This is a genomic window from Pseudoalteromonas aurantia (genome assembly GCF_005886875.1).
GTDB classification, from domain to species: domain Bacteria; phylum Pseudomonadota; class Gammaproteobacteria; order Enterobacterales; family Alteromonadaceae; genus Pseudoalteromonas; species Pseudoalteromonas aurantia_A.
Genome location: NZ_PNBY01000029.1, coordinates 43,645 through 60,949 on the forward strand (window position 1 = coordinate 43,645; position 17,305 = coordinate 60,949).

Below are 17,305 nucleotides of genomic sequence, written 5' to 3' on the forward strand. Positions count from 1 at the left end.
AACCAACGACGTCAACAACCGTTATCAGTATAGACTGGGTTGTGCAAAATAGTTTACATTTTTCTAGTCCAGTGGCTATTCTTAGAGTATGATCGCGCTAAATTGATAACCCCCTTTTGAGGAACGAATGCGTCTTGAAATTCATTGTGCAGACCGGATAGGTATCGCTCAGGAAATACTCAATATATTAGTCAATTATCATGTTGACTTGAAAGGTATTGAAGTGGACTCTGTTAATTGCAGAATGTACGTTAGCTTTCCACCGATTGAGTTTGAACAGTTTCAAAAAATCATGCCTGAAATTCGCTTGATTGATGGAGTCGAAGATGTCCGAACCACGGCTTTTCTACCTTCAGAGCGTGAACATAATGAGCTGAATACATTATTGAGTGCACTGCCTGATGGCGTAATTTCAATTGATGCCAAAGGGTGGGTAAGGCATTGCAATGATGCAGCAAGTAAAGATCTTAATTTACCAGATATGGAGATTATTGGTGAAAACATCAATAACTTACTCAAAGGGTTTAACTTTACGCGCTGGTTGGAAGGCAAGGAAGTGCTCGGTCAAACCACGCGTGTAGAAGTCGGTGGTGAAGACTTTATTGCCGACATATTGCCTATCGCAGTGCCTCAAGGGCCTGAAGGTGATGTGCTTGCGGGGGCAGTGATCAATATAAAGTCACAAAGCCGTTTAGGACAGCAAGTGAGTGCATTTAGGCGTTATGGGCAAGAAAGCTTTGCGACAATTCATAATCACAGCACAGCCATGCGCCGTGTGGTACGCGAAGCGAGAAAAATGGCACAGCTTGAAGCCCCAATTTTGATTACGGGTGAAACTGGTACAGGTAAGGAACTACTCGCCAGAGCATGTCACTATGCTTCAAATCGCTCACTTAAACCGTTTATAGCGCTATCTTGTGCGTCGTTACCTGATGACGTTGCTGAGTCGGAATTATTTGGTTACGCAGGGTACGAAGATAACGCGGCACCAAAACGTGGTGTGTTAGAACAAGCCGATGGCGGAACCGTATTCCTAGATGAAGTGGGTGAAATGTCGCGCCAGTTACAAACCAAGTTACTGCGCTTTTTACAAGATGGCACCTTTAGAAAGGTGGGCGACGAAAATGAAGTGAAAGTCAATGTGCGCATTGTCGCTGCCACGCAAAAAGACTTACCCGCGATGGTACAAGAAGGGAGCTTTCGAGAAGATTTATATTATCGGATCAATGTACTGACTTTAGAAATTGCGCCTTTACGTGATAGAAAAGCCGATGTTGGACCGTTAGCAGAACACTTTATCCAAAAATATGCGCAACAAAATGGGCAAGTCGCGCCTTCTTTAGATGGAGATTGCTTAGAGTTTTTAGAGCAATATCCGTGGCCAGGTAATATCCGACAGTTAGAAAACTCAATTTATCGTGCGGTATCACTGTTAGATGATAAACAGCTGCGTGTTGAGCATATGCAATTACCTACATTTACCCATGACTTAGGTTATTTAGAGTCTGATTTTGAAGGGTCTTTAGAGCAAGCTGTTAAACGTTTTGAAGCGACGCTGTTACGCAAATTGTATCCGGCCTACCCGAGTTCACGTCAACTGGCGAAGCGTTTGGGTTTAAGCCATACCGCTGTTGCGAACAAGCTGCGAGAATATGGCATTAACAGAAAGACCGTGAAAGTGTAATAAGCTGAATAAATTGAACAAAAGTGTTCAATTTATTAAAAAAGTAACCTTGCTAGCATGCTAAAAATATGAGTGTGCTAAAGGCTGGTAAGCAGGACTAAAAGTCATGTGTGCAGGATACCTACATAAGACATTTATACCTGTTTACTAAGCCAGTGCTCTGTTGCGCCAACAGTTCAGAATTTAATGCAATTGGCACTATTTAGTCCCCATATTTTTTATTACTCCCTCTAGTTTAATGTGTTTGATATCAGCGTTATCGAATACCACATCAATGCTGATATTATTGCGTTCAAAAAAGTACTCTGTGCCATTAAGGGTGAGGACGTAATTGCCTTTCACGCTTTTACCAAAATCTCCCTTTTTAAGCGTGAGTTTATTGTTACCTAACTGCCACTGAAACTCTTCAATGAAGCCTTGATAAAACTCTTGGATCCAAACATTACTGCCATCTTTACTTAGGGTTATGGCGATCGAATATGAGTCTGGTATATCTGACATGGTGTACTGTTTTGGCCCAATTCGAAATTTTTTTGCGGCTTCGTCCCAACCAAACCCAAAATAAAATCCATCAGACACACCCGTGGGAAAGCGCAACTCTCCTGGTCCTTTAAAGTCAAAGTCGGCATAACTCAAAGGCGAAATTGTTAGGAACACAGCAGCTAATAAGTGTGTCAACTTTTGCATGTTTTTCCTTATGATCAGATTGTTATATTGTTCAGTTAAGATTAGTAGAGTGTTTTATCGGGATCAAGTAATACTTGTTAGTGCAACAGTCTATGCTAATATTGCCTACTATTTTTTATTGGTAAGACCACTTTATGAACCTCTACTTTCGTTTGTTGTTGCTCCTTTGGCGGATCAGAAAAAACCACCACACTCAGTCTGTGCTTAACCCAGTAGATATAGATTTTAAGGTGATGCCGAGTGATTGTGATATTAATTTACACCTCACCAATTCTAGATACCTTGCGTTTATGGATTTGGCGCGCACGTGGATGACTGAGAGAATGGGCTTGTTTAGTGAAGTCATGAAGCGTCGCTGGTTTCCTATCGTTAACGCAACAGCAATCACCTACATACGCGACATTAAGCCTTTTCAAAAATTTACTGTAACGACTCAGTTGGTTGGTTGGGATCATAAGTACTTTTATATTGAACAGAAATTTCATTCAGATAGGGGGTTGCATGCCATTGCGTTTGTTCGAGGCGTATTTCGTCATAAGAAAGGCATTGTTGCGATCGAAGAAATGTTAGAGGTAGCAGGTTATGAAGGTGACGCTCCTACTATGCCTGCTGAGATTGTACATTGGAAAGCGATGCTAGAAGAAAAGAAAAGCAATAATTTAGCAAAATAAAAGGCCACGGATGTGGCCTTGCGATTGAGAAAAGTACTGTAAAAATCTAGATTAAAAAACGTATTTAACACCAAACATAGCAACGACCGGGTCAATTTCGACATCTGATGTTAGGGCTTTTTGACCATTAGCATAGACGCTGGCATCGGTGTCGATATCCATTTTAGATAGCATGGCGTGAAGGCCCCACTTATCGTTTAATTGGTAGTTAAACCCTGCTTGTACTGCTAAACCAAAAGAGTTGTCGAGGTCAACTTTCACATCGTCTGTTCCTAAAGTTGCTTTCAGTGCAGCGGTAGGCTCTTCATCGAAAAACACGGTATAGTTCAAACCTATGCCAACAAAAGGTCTAAATTTAGCACCAGTATCGAGGAAGTGGTACTGCGCCAATAGTGTCGGTGGTAAATGTTTAACTTTCGCTATTTCAGCGCCCTGAAGCCCACCAGCTCCATCTACGGTATGTGAAAATGGCGTTGCTGCGATTAATTCAAATACGATGTTGTCAGAGTATTGATAATCAAACGTGATACCGAGTTGAGTATCTGAGTCAGCAACCAAACCAAGGGCTGTATTTTGATCTATGGCAGAGGCCGTACTGGTTGGGTTTACGTTTATAGCACCTACGTTCACGCTTAATTTTGCTTGAGCAAATGGGGTTGCAACTAAAAGCGTTGATAGTAATACTGCGCTAAGTTTTTTCATCTTCATCTCCTGAACGTCTGCAAGGTAATTTGCTTTGTTGGGTTTATCATAGGGCTGAATTATTTTATAAAACTGTTCTAGATCAATTTTTACAACGCAAACTTTCAGAAATTTCTGAAAGTTTGATTTAGATTAAACTTTTGAGGCCATTTTAGCGTGATGTGCACTAGGCGGATGCCACTCCAAACGGATTCTGGCACTTATTCTTCATATGTATTTGTCATAGTTGTGCCGTAAAAAGGCCATGAAATTGTAATCAATCAGGGTTGTAATGGGTCCAGTATTTAGTCTTCGGCGATTAACAACCATGGCTCAGCAAAATGCGTTACAAAGTTCACAAGAACGCTGTGTTGTAGAAACATTACAGTCATTGATTCAAGCACCTTCCATCACCCCGTCAGATGCAGGCCTATTAGACGCGATTGCTAATGAATTAGCACTGCTCGGTTTTGATATTCACTTTTTACCCGAACAATGTGGGGTGAAAAATGTGATTGCAAAGTGCTGTTTTGGTCCTGGGCCAACGATGGCGTTTGCAGGTCATGTCGATGTGGTTCCTGCGGATCCTAAAGGGTGGATTGTTGAGCCGTTCAGTGCAGATATCATTGATGGTTGTGTTTATGGGCGTGGTGCTGCTGATATGAAAGGAGGCATTGCTGCGATGCTCAGTGCCACGAAAAGCTTATGCCAACAAGCAAAAAAAGCGATAGGCACATTTTATTGGCTGATCACATCTGATGAAGAGGGTGAAGCGGAGCATGGCTCTAAACGTATCGCGGCGTACTTAAGCGAGCAGAATATTCGATTAGATGGCTGTTTAGTTGGCGAGCCAACTTCAGATTTATCTGTCGGGGATACCATAAAGAACGGGCGACGTGGCGCATTATCTGCTCGTATTTCAGTGCGTGGTAAAGCAGGACATGTTGCTTACCCTGAAAACACCACAAATGCAGCACATTTAGCGGGTGAAATTGTCGCAGCATTGGCCAATATGACTTGGTGGAAAGACGAGGCTGGATCAAAAACACATTTACAAGTAACGGGGATCTCGGTGCCCAATATTGTTGATAATTTGGTGCCCAGTGACTGTGAGATTACTTTTAATGTGCGGTATAGCCATGCATATAACTCATGCCAAGTACAAGATTTAGTGCAGTCGTTTTTGGGTAAGTGGGGAAAGTATATTGATATCGCTTGGGAACGGCCTTGCGAGCCTTATTATACTGGAACGAAATCCACACAGTGTTTTTTATCATTGGTTGAAAAGGCTGTTGCCAGTGTGACATCACAATATCCGACTTTAAGCACGTCGGGTGGAACGTCAGATGGTCGATTTTTTTCTGGTGATAATACGCAAGTGGTTGAGTGTGGTGTACGAAATTATTCGATCCATCAGGTAAATGAGCATGTTTCCGTGGCTGATCTAGAAAAAATAGAAGACATATATAGCAATGTTTTAAAAGAGTTTTTTGTGGCTAATACTGAACTTTAAAAATGTTTTTACGCTTTTTGCTTGAAAAAATTATAAGCGACCATAGATAGAGTTATGAGGGCGGCTCAAGTAGGGCTCTTGTTTAACTTAATGATTTTTATGTTTTTATTTTGCTGTTTTTGGTTCTTTATGAAGAAAAACACCATTTATCGCTTAATTTAGAGGATAGCATTATGCGTACAGTAGATTTATCACCACTTTATCGTTCATTCATCGGTTTTGACCATTTAGCATCGTTAATGGATGCCGCGGCGCGCACTGATAAGCAGCCGAGTTTTCCGCCTTATAATATAGAGGCATTGGATCAAGACAAATACCAAATTACAATGGCCATTGCTGGTTTTGCAGAGCAAGAGCTAAGCATTGAGTCAGAAAACAATACACTGAAAGTGTCGGGCGTTAAAGTTGATAAGGCCGGACATTCAGAAAGAAGGTTTATTCATCAAGGCATTGCTGAGCGTAACTTTGAGCGCAAGTTTCAGTTAGGTGATCATGTTAAGGTGATCTCAGCACAATTAGATAATGGTTTATTGGTTATTGATTTAGAAAGAGAGATCCCAGAGGCGTTAAAGCCGCAAAAGATTACCATTGGTAAAGGGAAGTTACTCGAAGACAAGTAAACTTTTCAATAGCTTTTTATTAGTACATATTTCTCCCCAGTTTGTACCTTAAGTAATGTTAGCCAGTGTGATCTTTACACTGGCATTTTTCATTCTGACATAAAGCGTTTTTAGTGAATATTTTAATGCCGAGTGTTCAGTCAACACACTCATGATTAACGCAACTCTCTCACCTGTAATACATCATCCTACTTCATTTAATTTTCTGTATTTACTACAACTTCTTACACAATCTCGAATACTTCGCTACTAAAGTGTCGTAAGATGCACTGTGAGATCAGGCTGAGCATTGGAACCAGAGAGCTTTGGGTATGGTATTAAAACGTTGGCATATGTGGGTGACGGTGAGTTTACTTATGCTCTCATGTTTGTATGGGTACAAGCATGCTTTAGTGCGTGCAGCCGTTAATCAATTTGTACTTCCACCAGCCTTTTCTATAACGTGCTTATCGTGGTCGTTTAACGCGCTTAATAAAATTGAAATTACCGAGCTCTGTGTTGAACATGATGAATTCTTCGCGAGGGTAAGTGATGTAATTGCGTCGTTGAGCGAGGTAAATGTAACCAAAATGCATATTAAGCACAGGCTTAAGGCTAGCGCTTCAGGGAGGGGGCAAGCACGCCCGCTAAACATTCCATTGCTGGCAAACAGGCCACTGCTTAATATTGATAATATCATCGTAACAAGTGAAGCCTTAGCTGATCCACTATCATTTAGCTTACAGGAAACCGTGCTGAATGAATTTGTATTAGCTGGGGATATTCACGCGCAATTATCACTTGCTGGTAGCTCACTTACGACGTCAATTGAATTAATAAGCCCGTTGCTACAGCGTTACTCTGCGCCTTATTTAAATAGCCTGAAAGGTAAGTTACTGCTTACCTATGATGGTATGTCTGCCCAAATTTATGCTGATATACAGGCTGTTAGCGCATATTTAAAGCCGCAGTGTCGCGCAAACACCCAAGTGAGCGGTAGTTTATCTGCTGAGGTTGATTTGCAAGCACCTGTAGCTTTAATTGACCTGAGCCAAATGCAAACCAAAGTAACGTTTAATGAATGTCAAAGTGGGGTGCCTGAAGCGTATATTGGCTATGTGCAAAGCACTTTGGATCAACCCTATGTCATAACATTACCAAATCAGTTAGTAATGACACCCTCTACAATGATTGTGCCAAAATTCATAGCCACGAATGCAAGTTCTGATGAGATCACCATTCAAAATTTTCAAATGCAATTGGCAAGCATGGATCTCGATTTTGTGGGGCGCTGGCACCATTACTCCGATACACTCGGCCAGTTGACAAATGATGTCACGATAAAAGTGCAAGACAGGCAGTTTACATCTGAGCATCAAATTAGGTTTCAAGCACCGCAAGTAGCCGTCAATAATAGGGTGTTTCATGAAAATACATTCCAAGCTCAGTTGACGGTTGCCAGCGATTTAGCGTTTGATAGGGTTAGTATATCTGGATCAGGTGAAGCACATAGTAATAGAGCGACTGAGGTCGACTCACAATTTGATGCTGGTAATTTGGCGTTTGATTTTTCCGGGGTTTATGCTGAACAGTATCAGTTAGAAGCAAATTTCACCTTAATAAGTGATGCGATCACGGTTCAAGATAACCAGCTAGATGATCTAGTGATTGAAGCAGGCCTATCCATAGATGCGCAACAGCAACTTGATATATCAGTACGCTCATCTGCTGCTCAGTTGCACTTGCCCATGGGTCAAATAGATACCATTAAGCAGCAGTTTGAATTACGTTCACAGTTTGATATTGATGAGCTTAAAAGTGGCGATTTATCAATAGAGATTAACGGCAACACACGTATTGATGCTTTACTGTTGGCTGGCATTCGAGCTGACAATATAACAGTAGAGACTCAAGGTCACTTTAATCGTACTTTGTCACTAGAGCACATTGTTGAATATGCTGATTTATCGGTATTGTTAGAGCATCAATTACTATCACAGCGTCACCCATTTACCATAACCGTTGCAGAACAGCCCATTCAGAGCTTACAGCCTTTGTTAATAGGCATAGCGCCTAAGTTACAGCTTTCGTCAGGCACAATAAATGGGAAAATTCATGGTGATATACACACTCAAGACGCGAGCTTTAGTGCAGAATTGAGCGATGCGTCAGTCTTGTATGACAGTCACTATGTAGAAAATATTATTACCGCGTTTTCAGGTGAGTTGAGTTCAGGTGAGATTAATATAATCGATTCTAAACTAAAGATTGAGCAGGTACGCTCAGGTGCTGTTTTGTCGAACCTCAGTGCAGACTATATGCTCAATGCACAGGGGGCAATAGTCAGCAATATCACGGCGAATGTATTTAATGGTCAAGTGTTTTTGCCGCAGTTTGCTTTGTTTTTAGAGCAGCAAGATTTAGAGGTGCTATTGTCTAATTTAGATTTAGGCATGCTTGCTGAAGCCGGTCGTGATGCAGGTATCACTTTGTCTGGTAAGGTGTCGGGAAAACTTCCAATATCGCTTAACTATGGGGCTGTTAGTATTCAAAATGGCCAATTATATAATGTTGATGTTGGCCAGTTGTTGGTTCAGAATAATGCGTCTGTCGACGCATTAAAAGCACAGCAGCCTAGCTTGGAAACTGTCATTGGACTACTTGATAATCTAACGGTTAACACGCTAATAAGTGATGTAAATCTGACCCCAGATGGATGGCTTACTTTGGGGGTTAAAATAACCGGTGAAAATGAAGCGCAAGCGCAGCCTGTTAATTTTAATTATACCCATTCTGAAAATATATTTACTTTGTTTCGGGCATTGCGATTAAGTGATGAGATAACGCAACGAGTAGAACAAGCACTAACTAAATCGGAGTAACTTAAATGAAATGGATGATAGCGTTAATGAGTGTGCTGATGTTATCGGCGTGTACTCACAAAGTACAGGTTGAAACGAAAGAGCCAATTACAATCAACTTAAATGTGAAAGTCGATCATGAAATACGTGTGAAAGTTGATAAAGAGTTAGATGACTTATTTAGCGATGACAGCGAATTATTTTAAAGGAGAGCATAATGAAAATGAACAGTATGGTATTGGCATTGATTGCGTTAGGAATGACCTTTTCCGCGTTTGCGCTGACTTTAAATAGTGCAAAGTCACAAGGTCTTGTCGGCGAAACTTCAAGTGGGTATTTAGCGTTGGTTAGTCAAAATGCGCAAGCACAGACATTGATTAATTCTGTGAATGCAAAAAGAAAAAGTAAATATCAGCAGTTAGCACAAAAAAACAACTTGAGCTTAGCGCAAGTTGAAACACTTGCTGGAAAAAAGGCGGTAGAAAAAACGGCGTCAGGGCACTTTATAAAAGTAAAGGGTAAGTGGATCAAAAAATAACCTTACAATACGTCATATACCAAATAGAGTGTTTATTACATTCTATTTGGTTTGCAGTAAGTTTATCGCGAAAGTGTAATAGTGGTTCCTGTTTTCCCCCTTTTTTGTAATACTCATCTTATTATAATTCTTGAACATTTTTGGCATGCGACACAATATTAATGGCTTATCCGTTGATTTAAAAACCGGTGTGGTTTTAACCAGTTCAGAGCGTATTGTCATTCGCAGCAAAACGCTGCAAGTGTTGGTGAAACTGATTGACCTGCGAGACCGTATTGTGAGTAAGCAAGAGCTACTTGACGATATTTGGCATGATGTCGTCGTGCAAGAACAAGTACTCGCTCAGTCGGTGAAAGAACTCCGAGATATATTTGGTAGCGATATCATAAAAACCTTCCCACGCAATGGTTACCAATGGGTAGCAGAGCTGACGTCGTATAGGGATTCAACATCCCGTCCAGTTTATAAAAAGCCATTTTTTCAGATTGGTATTGTTGCTGGTATTATCCTTGTATTTGCGGCAGTTTTTACAAGTATGTTTACTTCCCCAAAGCTGACGATCGCATTATTACCAGTGGATAATGCAATGCAAGATAAAGAACATAATTGGGTATCAGTGCAAGGCCTTGAATATTTAAACCAAAGGTTGGCACAAACGAGTGAACTTGATGTGATTGGCAGTGGCCATGTGCTCTATGCGTTAGAGCGATTAGAGATTGATAAGCGACATGTATTTTCAGGCGGCAATATTTACCCATTAAGGGCGAAATTAGAGGCCGATTTATTGGTAAAAACACGCTTAACCGGGTTCCCACTCGATTATCAGCTTCATTATTTTATTCATACAGAGCATAGTGTCGAGCGAGGCGTTATTAATGCAGAAACGGTTAACGTTGCTTTTGATGAACTTATAGAAATAGTCGCTAAACGATTTGGTGCTTATCACCCAAACAATTTTCAATTTCATGAGAATGTGTTTAGTAATGAAGCCTTTGCACGTGGTGTTGAGTTGTATTTAAAAAATGAATTTGAGCAAGCGACACCGTTGTTCGCAAGTGCGTTGCAAGGCAATCATGAATTATTAGCGGCTCGACGATACCTAGCGGCAAGTTATGCTAATACATCTCGCCAAGATGAGGCCATAGCCTTACTCAAAGAAAATATAAAACTGGCAGGTAAACAGCAAAATCGCGAGTTGATCAGAGCGTATCTTATGATTGGGTATTTAAAAATTAACTGGCCACACGCCGATGATAGAGCGCGTGAATTACAACAGGCTTCTGAGCATATAGCCCTTGCTAAACAACTGGCAGAACAGCAACAGGATAAGTTATTTATTGCGTATTCTTACGAGGAACTAGGGAAAATAAAAAGGTTGCAAGGTCAGTATGTACAAGCCATACGGTTATTGACCTTGGCTTTGAGCTATCATCAAGAGTTTAATAGCACCTACGGGCAAACAGCAGCGCTGATTGAGCTGGCAAAAGTTGCGGCTGAGCAGTTAGAGCTTGATGAAAGTACACGTTACCTAAACCAAGCACTGACTATTGCAGAGCGAAGTAATGCGCAAGCTAACTTAGTGTGGGTGTATTTAGCCAAAGCCGATATTGCACGTAGCCAATTGAATGAAGACAAAGCGAAGCAGTATGCTTTGCAAGCTAAAAAGGTTGCGCAGCATAACGATAATCAATTATTGATAAGTCGAGTTGAAGCGTGGTTTAACCACACTTCCGTGTACAGTGTAAATTAACCAAATTGTTATAAACTACAGTAGTCATCTTGTTTAGGTGACCAGTCGGGCACGGTATCGTGATGAGTGACGTTATTTTTACGTAAGTGCATGACTTGCTCGATAACTTGTTGGCTAGTGAGTTGGGTATCTTTTGAAAAGTATACCCAATCAACATCTTGATAATACTGACGCATCGTTGGGTTCTTTATTAATTGCTCTTGTATAAACCATAAATTGAAATTGATAGACATAGGGGCTTCAGGAAAGACTTCTGGTCCGTGTTGCGCAAACAGTTTGCCATTAATGTAGTAACTGAGGGTATCGCCTTTGGCGTGTAGTACTAATAAATTCCAGCCCTGTAGGCTATTGCGTACGGCGTCATATTGGTTGACCTTAGTCCAAGGCTTAAGTTGGAATGTTTCCCATGAGGTGGCAAATAAAGCATGATTTCCTTCACCCCAGCCACCATTTGCGAGATATTCAAAGTCCATCTCACTGTAATCCTTATCCATTGGCGCTTTGAGTGGGCTAATGGCATAGAATGTTTCTACTATCCCGTCACCATCGGGGCCGTATTGAGGCTGGTCATTGAAATATACGCGTGCGGCATAGGTGCCTTCTCGGTATTTACGCTGGTGGCAAACTTGTGTTTGACGGGTATTGATCGCTGTGCCATCGGTTTTTGACGTTAAGCGCATTACAAAATTAGCATGGTTTAATTCGTCAGGGTGAAAAGTCACGCCTTCTTTCCACCAATGAGCCCCTTTGATACCTGGGTGTCCGGTTTCTGTGCGCACCATCCAGCCATTTTCTTTCGCCTGAATAAAGTTCTGATAGTTAAAGTCATCAAACATAAATTGACGTGAAGGTTGATCTGTAGGCGATAGCTGCGCCGCTGTCGCACATAGGTGCAGCGCTCCAAACAAGTACATACTGGTGATAGAAAATGTTTTATACATCATTAAAAGCCTTCAATTTATTTTATTTTTTCGGGCTTTTATTATTAATGTGGTAGTTGAAAAAGAGCTAATTAAAAACGATTAAAGAACAATATGGGAACGGTTAATTATTTTTAATCATATGATTATACGAGCTTTAATTTATAATAAAAATGAGTAAGGCTGATGGGGAGTGCTTACTCATCGGGCTCGTAACTTTACTTAATAAGAACTTAGCTGCTGTTTTTCGCTCGCTGTTGCACTTCTACTTCTTGACCTGCTTGCAATCGCTCAGCACCTAAAACAACAACAGTATCGTTAACTGATAATGAACCTGCGCTGAGAGGGGTAACAGCCACTAACTTACCTTTACCTTTACCTACTTGAACAGGGATCTTTTGAGCGGTGTTTTGGTCATCTATCTTCACAATATGTACGCCGTCTTTACGTAAAATCAATGCATCTCGATTGACTAGCCAAGAAGTGTTATCTGTTTTTAAAGGTACGGAGATATTAACTAATTGCCCTACCGCCCAGTGTGAGTCAGTGTCTTTTTCAAGGGTTGCGCGTACCTCAAATGACTGAGAGCGTGGATCTGTGGCTGGAATAATTGCAGTGATTTTTGCATCATTAGCAGGCTGATTTGGTGTGCTGTCAGTGTTTGTAATAGGTAGAGTTTGACCTTGCTGTATGTAGTTTAAATATTTTATGGGAATGAAGATCCGAGCTTCTAAATTGTTTATATCGATTAACTTAATGAGCTTATCCGCACGATTGACATCTGCACCAGACTGTATAAAACGCTCACTGACAACACCTGAAAACGGTGCTGTTAAGGTGGCTCTGTTAATTTGGTCGGCTATTTTTCGCAAGGCAATTTCTGCAAGTGCGATATCTGATTGTGCTAAGTCGTGCTTATTCTGAATTTGGTCAACCTGACTTGCCGCGGCACTACTAGACTGAGCGAGCTTTTTTAAGCGACTTAATTCTTGCTTATGAAAACGTAAGTTAATTTTTGCTCTTGTGAGCATTTCTTGTTGAGTGGCGCGTTGAAACTCTAGTGGTAGGGTGTCTATTTTCGCTAATACATCCCCTTTATGTACTAAGCTACCTGGTTCTGCCACATACGTTAGCAAGCCATTCACACCCGCTGTTAATCGTACATCTTGTTTGCCATAGAGTGTCCCGTGTACGGTAAATTTACTCTGTAAATTCGCTTGAGTGATACGTTCGACAGCAACAGGTGCTGCCGCATTGACCGCCGTACAAAATAAGCCCGTAGTTAACAAGGCTGCTTTAGCGAGGCGAGTTAATGGGTAGAAGTGAGATTGTTGAGTATGATGCATCATGCGCCTCTTTATTTATTCGCAACCAAGTTAACCACTTGGGCTTGTTCTGAAACTTGCTCTGATGTGTTAGGGGATTTGGAGCGGCCTAATAGTAATAAGCTAGGCATTAATATTAACGTAAATAGAGCGCTAATCGCCATGCCTCCGACGATAACAGTTGCTAAGCCACGATAAATTTCTGAGCCAACACCGGGCATAAGCATAAGGGGTAACATACCAAACAAACTGGTTAATGTACTCAAATATACAGGTCTGGCCCTTAAGTGAATTGCTTGCTCTACAGCAGCTGTGCGCTCAAGGCCTTGGCGCTCGCCACTGCGCGTTTGGTCTACTAAAAGAATGGCATTATTTACGACTAGCCCGAGTAAAATAATAAAACCAATCATGGTAAGTAAATCAAGTGATTGAAAAGTGAACAGATTTAGTGTGTACAAGGCGATAACACCACCTGCGACAGCCAGCGGCATGACCAAAAGTACCAATAGACTATCTTTAGCCGACCTAAATAGCGCAGTCATTAGCAAAAATAAAATGAATAATGCAAGTAGGAAGTTCAGCGTCATTTCTTCAATTGCTGAGCTCATTTTAGTTGCATTACCTGCCAGTAAGACACTCACACTGTCTGGTACTGAGGCTTTTATGTGGGGCATGACTTGAGTCATGAGTATCGATTGCACTTCTTGCAAACTCATTGTCTCTGGCGGCGTGATCACCACAGATACCGTTCGTTTGCCGTTGACTCTACGTAACTGACTCGGGCCAACAGTGCGTTCTAGGGTGACTAATTCGCCCAGTGTCTGCGTCCCCGACATTGGCGTTACAATAGGAAGCGCCTCTAGTTGCTCAGGTGATGACCAAGGTTCAGAGCGCAAAATTACATTCATCCTCTCATTGCCATTGAAGTATTCATTGATAAATAATCCGCCTGTAAAGGCTTGTACTGCACGTGCAACTTCGTCACGAGTCAAGCCGGCTTGGGTAATACGTCTGTCATTGGGATGAAGGCGAAGTTCAGGTTCAGCCATATCTAAGCTTGGTTGAGGTTGTGCGGTTGCGTTGGGGAGTTCACTCTTCACTTTCTCTAATACTTTTTTAGCTCCATTAATGAGTTCATCCATGTTGGGGCCTGTTAAGTCGATATTGAGCGCTCGACCATCTCCACCATTTGAAACTTGGATCATTGACCCCCTGAACAGGAATACGTGAGTATCAGGTAGGTCTTGAAAAATTTCATTTCGAGCGACTTCCATAAGCTCTTCAACGCGCTTAGGGTCATCTGAATATATAAATCCACCGCCGTTAGAGCCTGCAATGTAAAAGTTGTAATCTTTTACTTTTGGTAACTTTGTTCCTTCGTAATAAGGCTTCAGGCGCTCTTTGATTCTCTGCCCTATTTCTTGCTCCAGAAAACCGAGGTTTGCACCTGGTGGGATATTTAAAGAATAGAAGAACCCGTCAGTGGGAGCGCGAGGCATAAAGTCAGTTTTTGGCAATAATGTGAATGTTGCTAACAGTGATCCACCCAGTAGCCCTATAACCCAGCTACATTGTTTTATCTTGGTATTTGTAATTTTTCTGATAAATGAAGTCAGCGTGGACCAATAGGTGATGTATGGGTCAACGGCTGGCTTTTTTTCTGGCCAAAATTGATTGGCAATGGGGATAATGGTTAATGCGCATACTAATGAGCTGATCACGGCGATGGATAAGGTGAGCGCGAGGTCTGAAAATAATTGCCCCTCAATTCCCGCCATGAACATAATGGGTAAGAAAATGGCAACACTGGTTGCCGTTGACGCAAATAATGCGCCTGCTACTTGTGTTGCCCCTTTTAGTGCTGCTTTACTTTGGTTTTCACCTAACGTGCGTAATCGAGAAATATTTTCTTGAACAATAATGGCTGCATCCAGCACTAGACCAACCGCAAACGCTAAGCCTGCCAGTGAAATGACATTTAAACTACGGTCAAAAATATTGAGAGAAAAGAAAGCGACCATTAATGATACAGGGATCGTTGCGGCAATAATTAAGGTGGTTTTTAACCCTCTGAAAAATAGCCACATAATGCCGCATGCAAATAAAACACCGAGTCCTAAATTGCCTTTGACGAGTTGTAAGGCATTGCGAATGTGTACTGAGGAGTCAAAACTTAGCTCAAGCGCTAACCCTGCTTCTAACAAAGCGCCGTTATTTAATTCATCGATAGCGCGATTTATTCCATCAAGCACGGCAACGGTGTTCGCGTCATTGTTTCTCGACACCGTTAGATAATAAGAAGGTTTACCATTACGTAGCGCCATTGAGCGCCTATCGGTTAAAGTATCTTCGACTGTGGCGATATCTTTTAAATAAATAGGTCTTTCATTTGAATAGCCTACACGCATTTCACTGAGCGTATCAACATTGTATTTACCAGTAAATCGAACGGTATACTGTCGCCGACCTACATCGGCGATACCCCCAGAAACGTCAGTCGAGCTAGAAAGAGTGTGCTGAATATTTGTTAAACTAATACCTAAAGAGGCTGCTTTGAAAGGATCAAAAGTAACCCTAAGTTCCCGGGGGCGCTCGCCTGACATATTGACATGAGAGACCCCAGGAATACGGGCAAGCCTGGGTTCAATAATATCTTCTATTTGTTTTTGGTATTGCGCCATGTCGAGTGACTCTGAACTATAAGTCAAAGGCACCACCATTAAACTTGCTGCTGTGGACCCGCCAGAGCTTGTGCCTCCATTTCCACCTGCAGTTACAACTGGGTCTATCGCATCAAGTGGGAGAGGAGGTACTTGATTCAGGCTAGTTAGCACATCGAGCATTGCTTGTTGCATATTTGCATCAACGGCAAATGTAAGTGTAATAGAGCCTGTGCCGCGACTGATATTTGTATTGACCTCTAGTGCTCCAGGGGTGTTTTTTACCGCATTCTCGATGGGCTCAATGATCATTGACTCAACTTCTTCAGGCGCCGCTTGCCGCCATCCTGAGAATATTGTGATTTGAGGCTGCTCAATGTCAGGGGTTAATTGTAAAGGGAGTTTAAAAATACTGATGGTGCCAAAAAGCATGATCAGTACCAATATGACAATTACACTCGCTGGGTTTTTTAGCGAACTGCGTGTTAAGTTCATCGCGATATCCATTATTCAGTTGCTGTTTAATTATTAAATATATTTGAGCTATTGACTAGTTTGAAAAATGCATCGGCTTGTGATTTATCGTGATTTATTGTTATTTGAACATAGTGGTGTAACGTTTTGTAACAAATTTAGTGTGTACCTAATTCTTTCTAATTAAAAGCTTGTAGTTTATGAGTTGAAACAAGTAAACATAAAATACTCTTTATAATAAAGAGTATTGAGTAAGACTTATTATAATTTCCTAGTAATATTCACGGCGTAAAAATTTTAGTCGCGCATTATTTTAGTGCGCGCTATTTTCGTTTAGGAATAATTATGTATATTGCACTGAAGTGGGATCATCAAATAGGTGCACACTTTGTATCTTGGCTTGTTGTGAGTGTTTGTCCGTGACTGAAAAGTTTGGGTTACCGCAAGCATTACCTCCTCGGCGAGATATTACGTATTTTGTGGATGAAAAAATGGCAGAGTAAGATGCTAAAGTATTTGCGCATTATAAGAATACACAGCAAGATGAAACGGCTAAGAGCTACTCCCCTTATCTATCTGACTACCATGGCTATTGCCACTATGAGTGGGACCATTTATATTTTTTCGGATTTTATACCTCATGCGGTACTGTATTGGGAAGATGGACATCATGAACAGTCTAGTGCGGTGATGTGGGATATTTTATCTGTCCTGATATTACCGGATGTAGAGTGTCCAGAGTTTTGTCGTCCTTGGCGACTAACCCCTGCACAGGGAAGGCAGCCATCGAAATCGAAAACTGGCTCAGTGTTGTTAATAATAAAGTTTGCGGGTAACGGTTGAGCTAAGGCAACAAAATCTTTTGCTAATAAACCTCAGCTCTGGATAAGCGAATTTGCCCAATAAAGCTATTTTTCTCACGCTCGGCGTTGCTTTCATTTG

At 41.4% G+C, this 17,305-nt stretch carries 14 protein-coding genes; 9 read left to right on the top strand and 5 right to left on the bottom strand.

All coding sequences use genetic code 11. The features are described 5' to 3' along the window. Nucleotides 1-127: 127 nt before the first annotated feature. Nucleotides 128-1,684, top strand: coding sequence for a transcriptional regulator TyrR (gene tyrR / locus CWC18_RS06815; protein WP_138590900.1), 1,557 nt, complete (start codon nt 128-130; stop codon nt 1,682-1,684). 198 nt (nt 1,685-1,882) lie between these two features. Here the strand turns inward: tyrR and CWC18_RS06820 are convergent, their stop codons facing one another. Further along, the gene (locus tag CWC18_RS06820) at nt 1,883-2,371 is read right to left on the bottom strand and encodes a hypothetical protein (protein ID WP_119862080.1); all 489 of its coding nucleotides are present in this window, start codon (nt 2,369-2,371) and stop codon (nt 1,883-1,885) included. Nucleotides 2,372-2,505: 134 nt separating this feature from the next. Here CWC18_RS06820 and CWC18_RS06825 point away from each other — a divergent pair, with 134 nt between their 5' ends. Next, nucleotides 2,506-3,042, top strand: a complete 537-nt coding sequence (locus CWC18_RS06825) for a thioesterase family protein (protein WP_138590904.1) — start codon at nt 2,506-2,508, stop codon at nt 3,040-3,042. A 51-nt stretch (nt 3,043-3,093) separates the two neighbouring features. Here the strand turns inward: CWC18_RS06825 and CWC18_RS06830 are convergent, their stop codons facing one another. Continuing rightward, nucleotides 3,094-3,744, bottom strand: a complete 651-nt coding sequence (locus CWC18_RS06830) for an OmpW/AlkL family protein (RefSeq protein WP_138674972.1) — start codon at nt 3,742-3,744, stop codon at nt 3,094-3,096. Between the two features lie 307 nt (nt 3,745-4,051). Here CWC18_RS06830 and dapE point away from each other — a divergent pair, with 307 nt between their 5' ends. The 6 genes from dapE to CWC18_RS06860 all read left to right on the top strand — a co-directional run bounded on the left by dapE (nt 4,052) and on the right by CWC18_RS06860 (nt 10,984). Beyond that, a complete protein-coding gene (gene dapE, locus CWC18_RS06835) occupies nt 4,052-5,236 on the top strand; it encodes a succinyl-diaminopimelate desuccinylase (protein ID WP_138590908.1) in 1,185 nt (394 codons plus the stop codon). Nucleotides 5,237-5,409: 173 nt separating this feature from the next. Then, entirely contained in the window at nt 5,410-5,856 is a 447-nt protein-coding gene (locus CWC18_RS06840) for an Hsp20 family protein (RefSeq protein ID WP_138590910.1), read from the top strand. A 311-nt stretch (nt 5,857-6,167) separates the two neighbouring features. Further along, nucleotides 6,168-8,717 carry an intermembrane phospholipid transport protein YdbH family protein gene (locus CWC18_RS06845; RefSeq protein ID WP_138674973.1) on the top strand — a complete coding sequence of 850 codons (2,550 nt, stop codon included), beginning with the start codon at nt 6,168-6,170 and terminating at the stop codon, nt 8,715-8,717. Nucleotides 8,718-8,722: 5 nt separating this feature from the next. Then, nucleotides 8,723-8,902 carry a YnbE family lipoprotein gene (locus tag CWC18_RS06850; protein ID WP_010361581.1) on the top strand — a complete coding sequence of 60 codons (180 nt, stop codon included), beginning with the start codon at nt 8,723-8,725 and terminating at the stop codon, nt 8,900-8,902. 11 nt (nt 8,903-8,913) lie between these two features. Continuing rightward, entirely contained in the window at nt 8,914-9,234 is a 321-nt protein-coding gene (locus CWC18_RS06855) for a YdbL family protein (RefSeq protein ID WP_138590914.1), read from the top strand. A 145-nt stretch (nt 9,235-9,379) separates the two neighbouring features. After that, on the top strand, nt 9,380-10,984 hold the full coding sequence (locus CWC18_RS06860; RefSeq protein ID WP_138590916.1) for a winged helix-turn-helix domain-containing protein: 1,605 nt from the start codon (nt 9,380-9,382) through the stop codon (nt 10,982-10,984). A gap of 8 nt (nt 10,985-10,992) precedes the next feature. Here the strand turns inward: CWC18_RS06860 and CWC18_RS06865 are convergent, their stop codons facing one another. From CWC18_RS06865 to CWC18_RS06875, 3 genes are all read right to left on the bottom strand, one after another. Beyond that, nucleotides 10,993-11,928, bottom strand: coding sequence for a glycoside hydrolase family 16 protein (locus CWC18_RS06865; RefSeq protein WP_249930087.1), 936 nt, complete (start codon nt 11,926-11,928; stop codon nt 10,993-10,995). 209 nt (nt 11,929-12,137) lie between these two features. Further along, entirely contained in the window at nt 12,138-13,253 is a 1,116-nt protein-coding gene (locus CWC18_RS06870) for an efflux RND transporter periplasmic adaptor subunit (protein WP_249348135.1), read from the bottom strand. 8 nt (nt 13,254-13,261) lie between these two features. Then, the gene (locus CWC18_RS06875) at nt 13,262-16,384 is read right to left on the bottom strand and encodes an efflux RND transporter permease subunit (RefSeq protein WP_138590918.1); all 3,123 of its coding nucleotides are present in this window, start codon (nt 16,382-16,384) and stop codon (nt 13,262-13,264) included. Between the two features lie 579 nt (nt 16,385-16,963). On the opposite strand from CWC18_RS06875, the gene CWC18_RS21000 reads away from it, so the two are divergent. Next, nucleotides 16,964-17,206, top strand: a complete 243-nt coding sequence (locus CWC18_RS21000; protein ID WP_171041047.1) for a hypothetical protein — start codon at nt 16,964-16,966, stop codon at nt 17,204-17,206. The last annotated feature ends 99 nt before the right edge of the window (nt 17,207-17,305 follow it).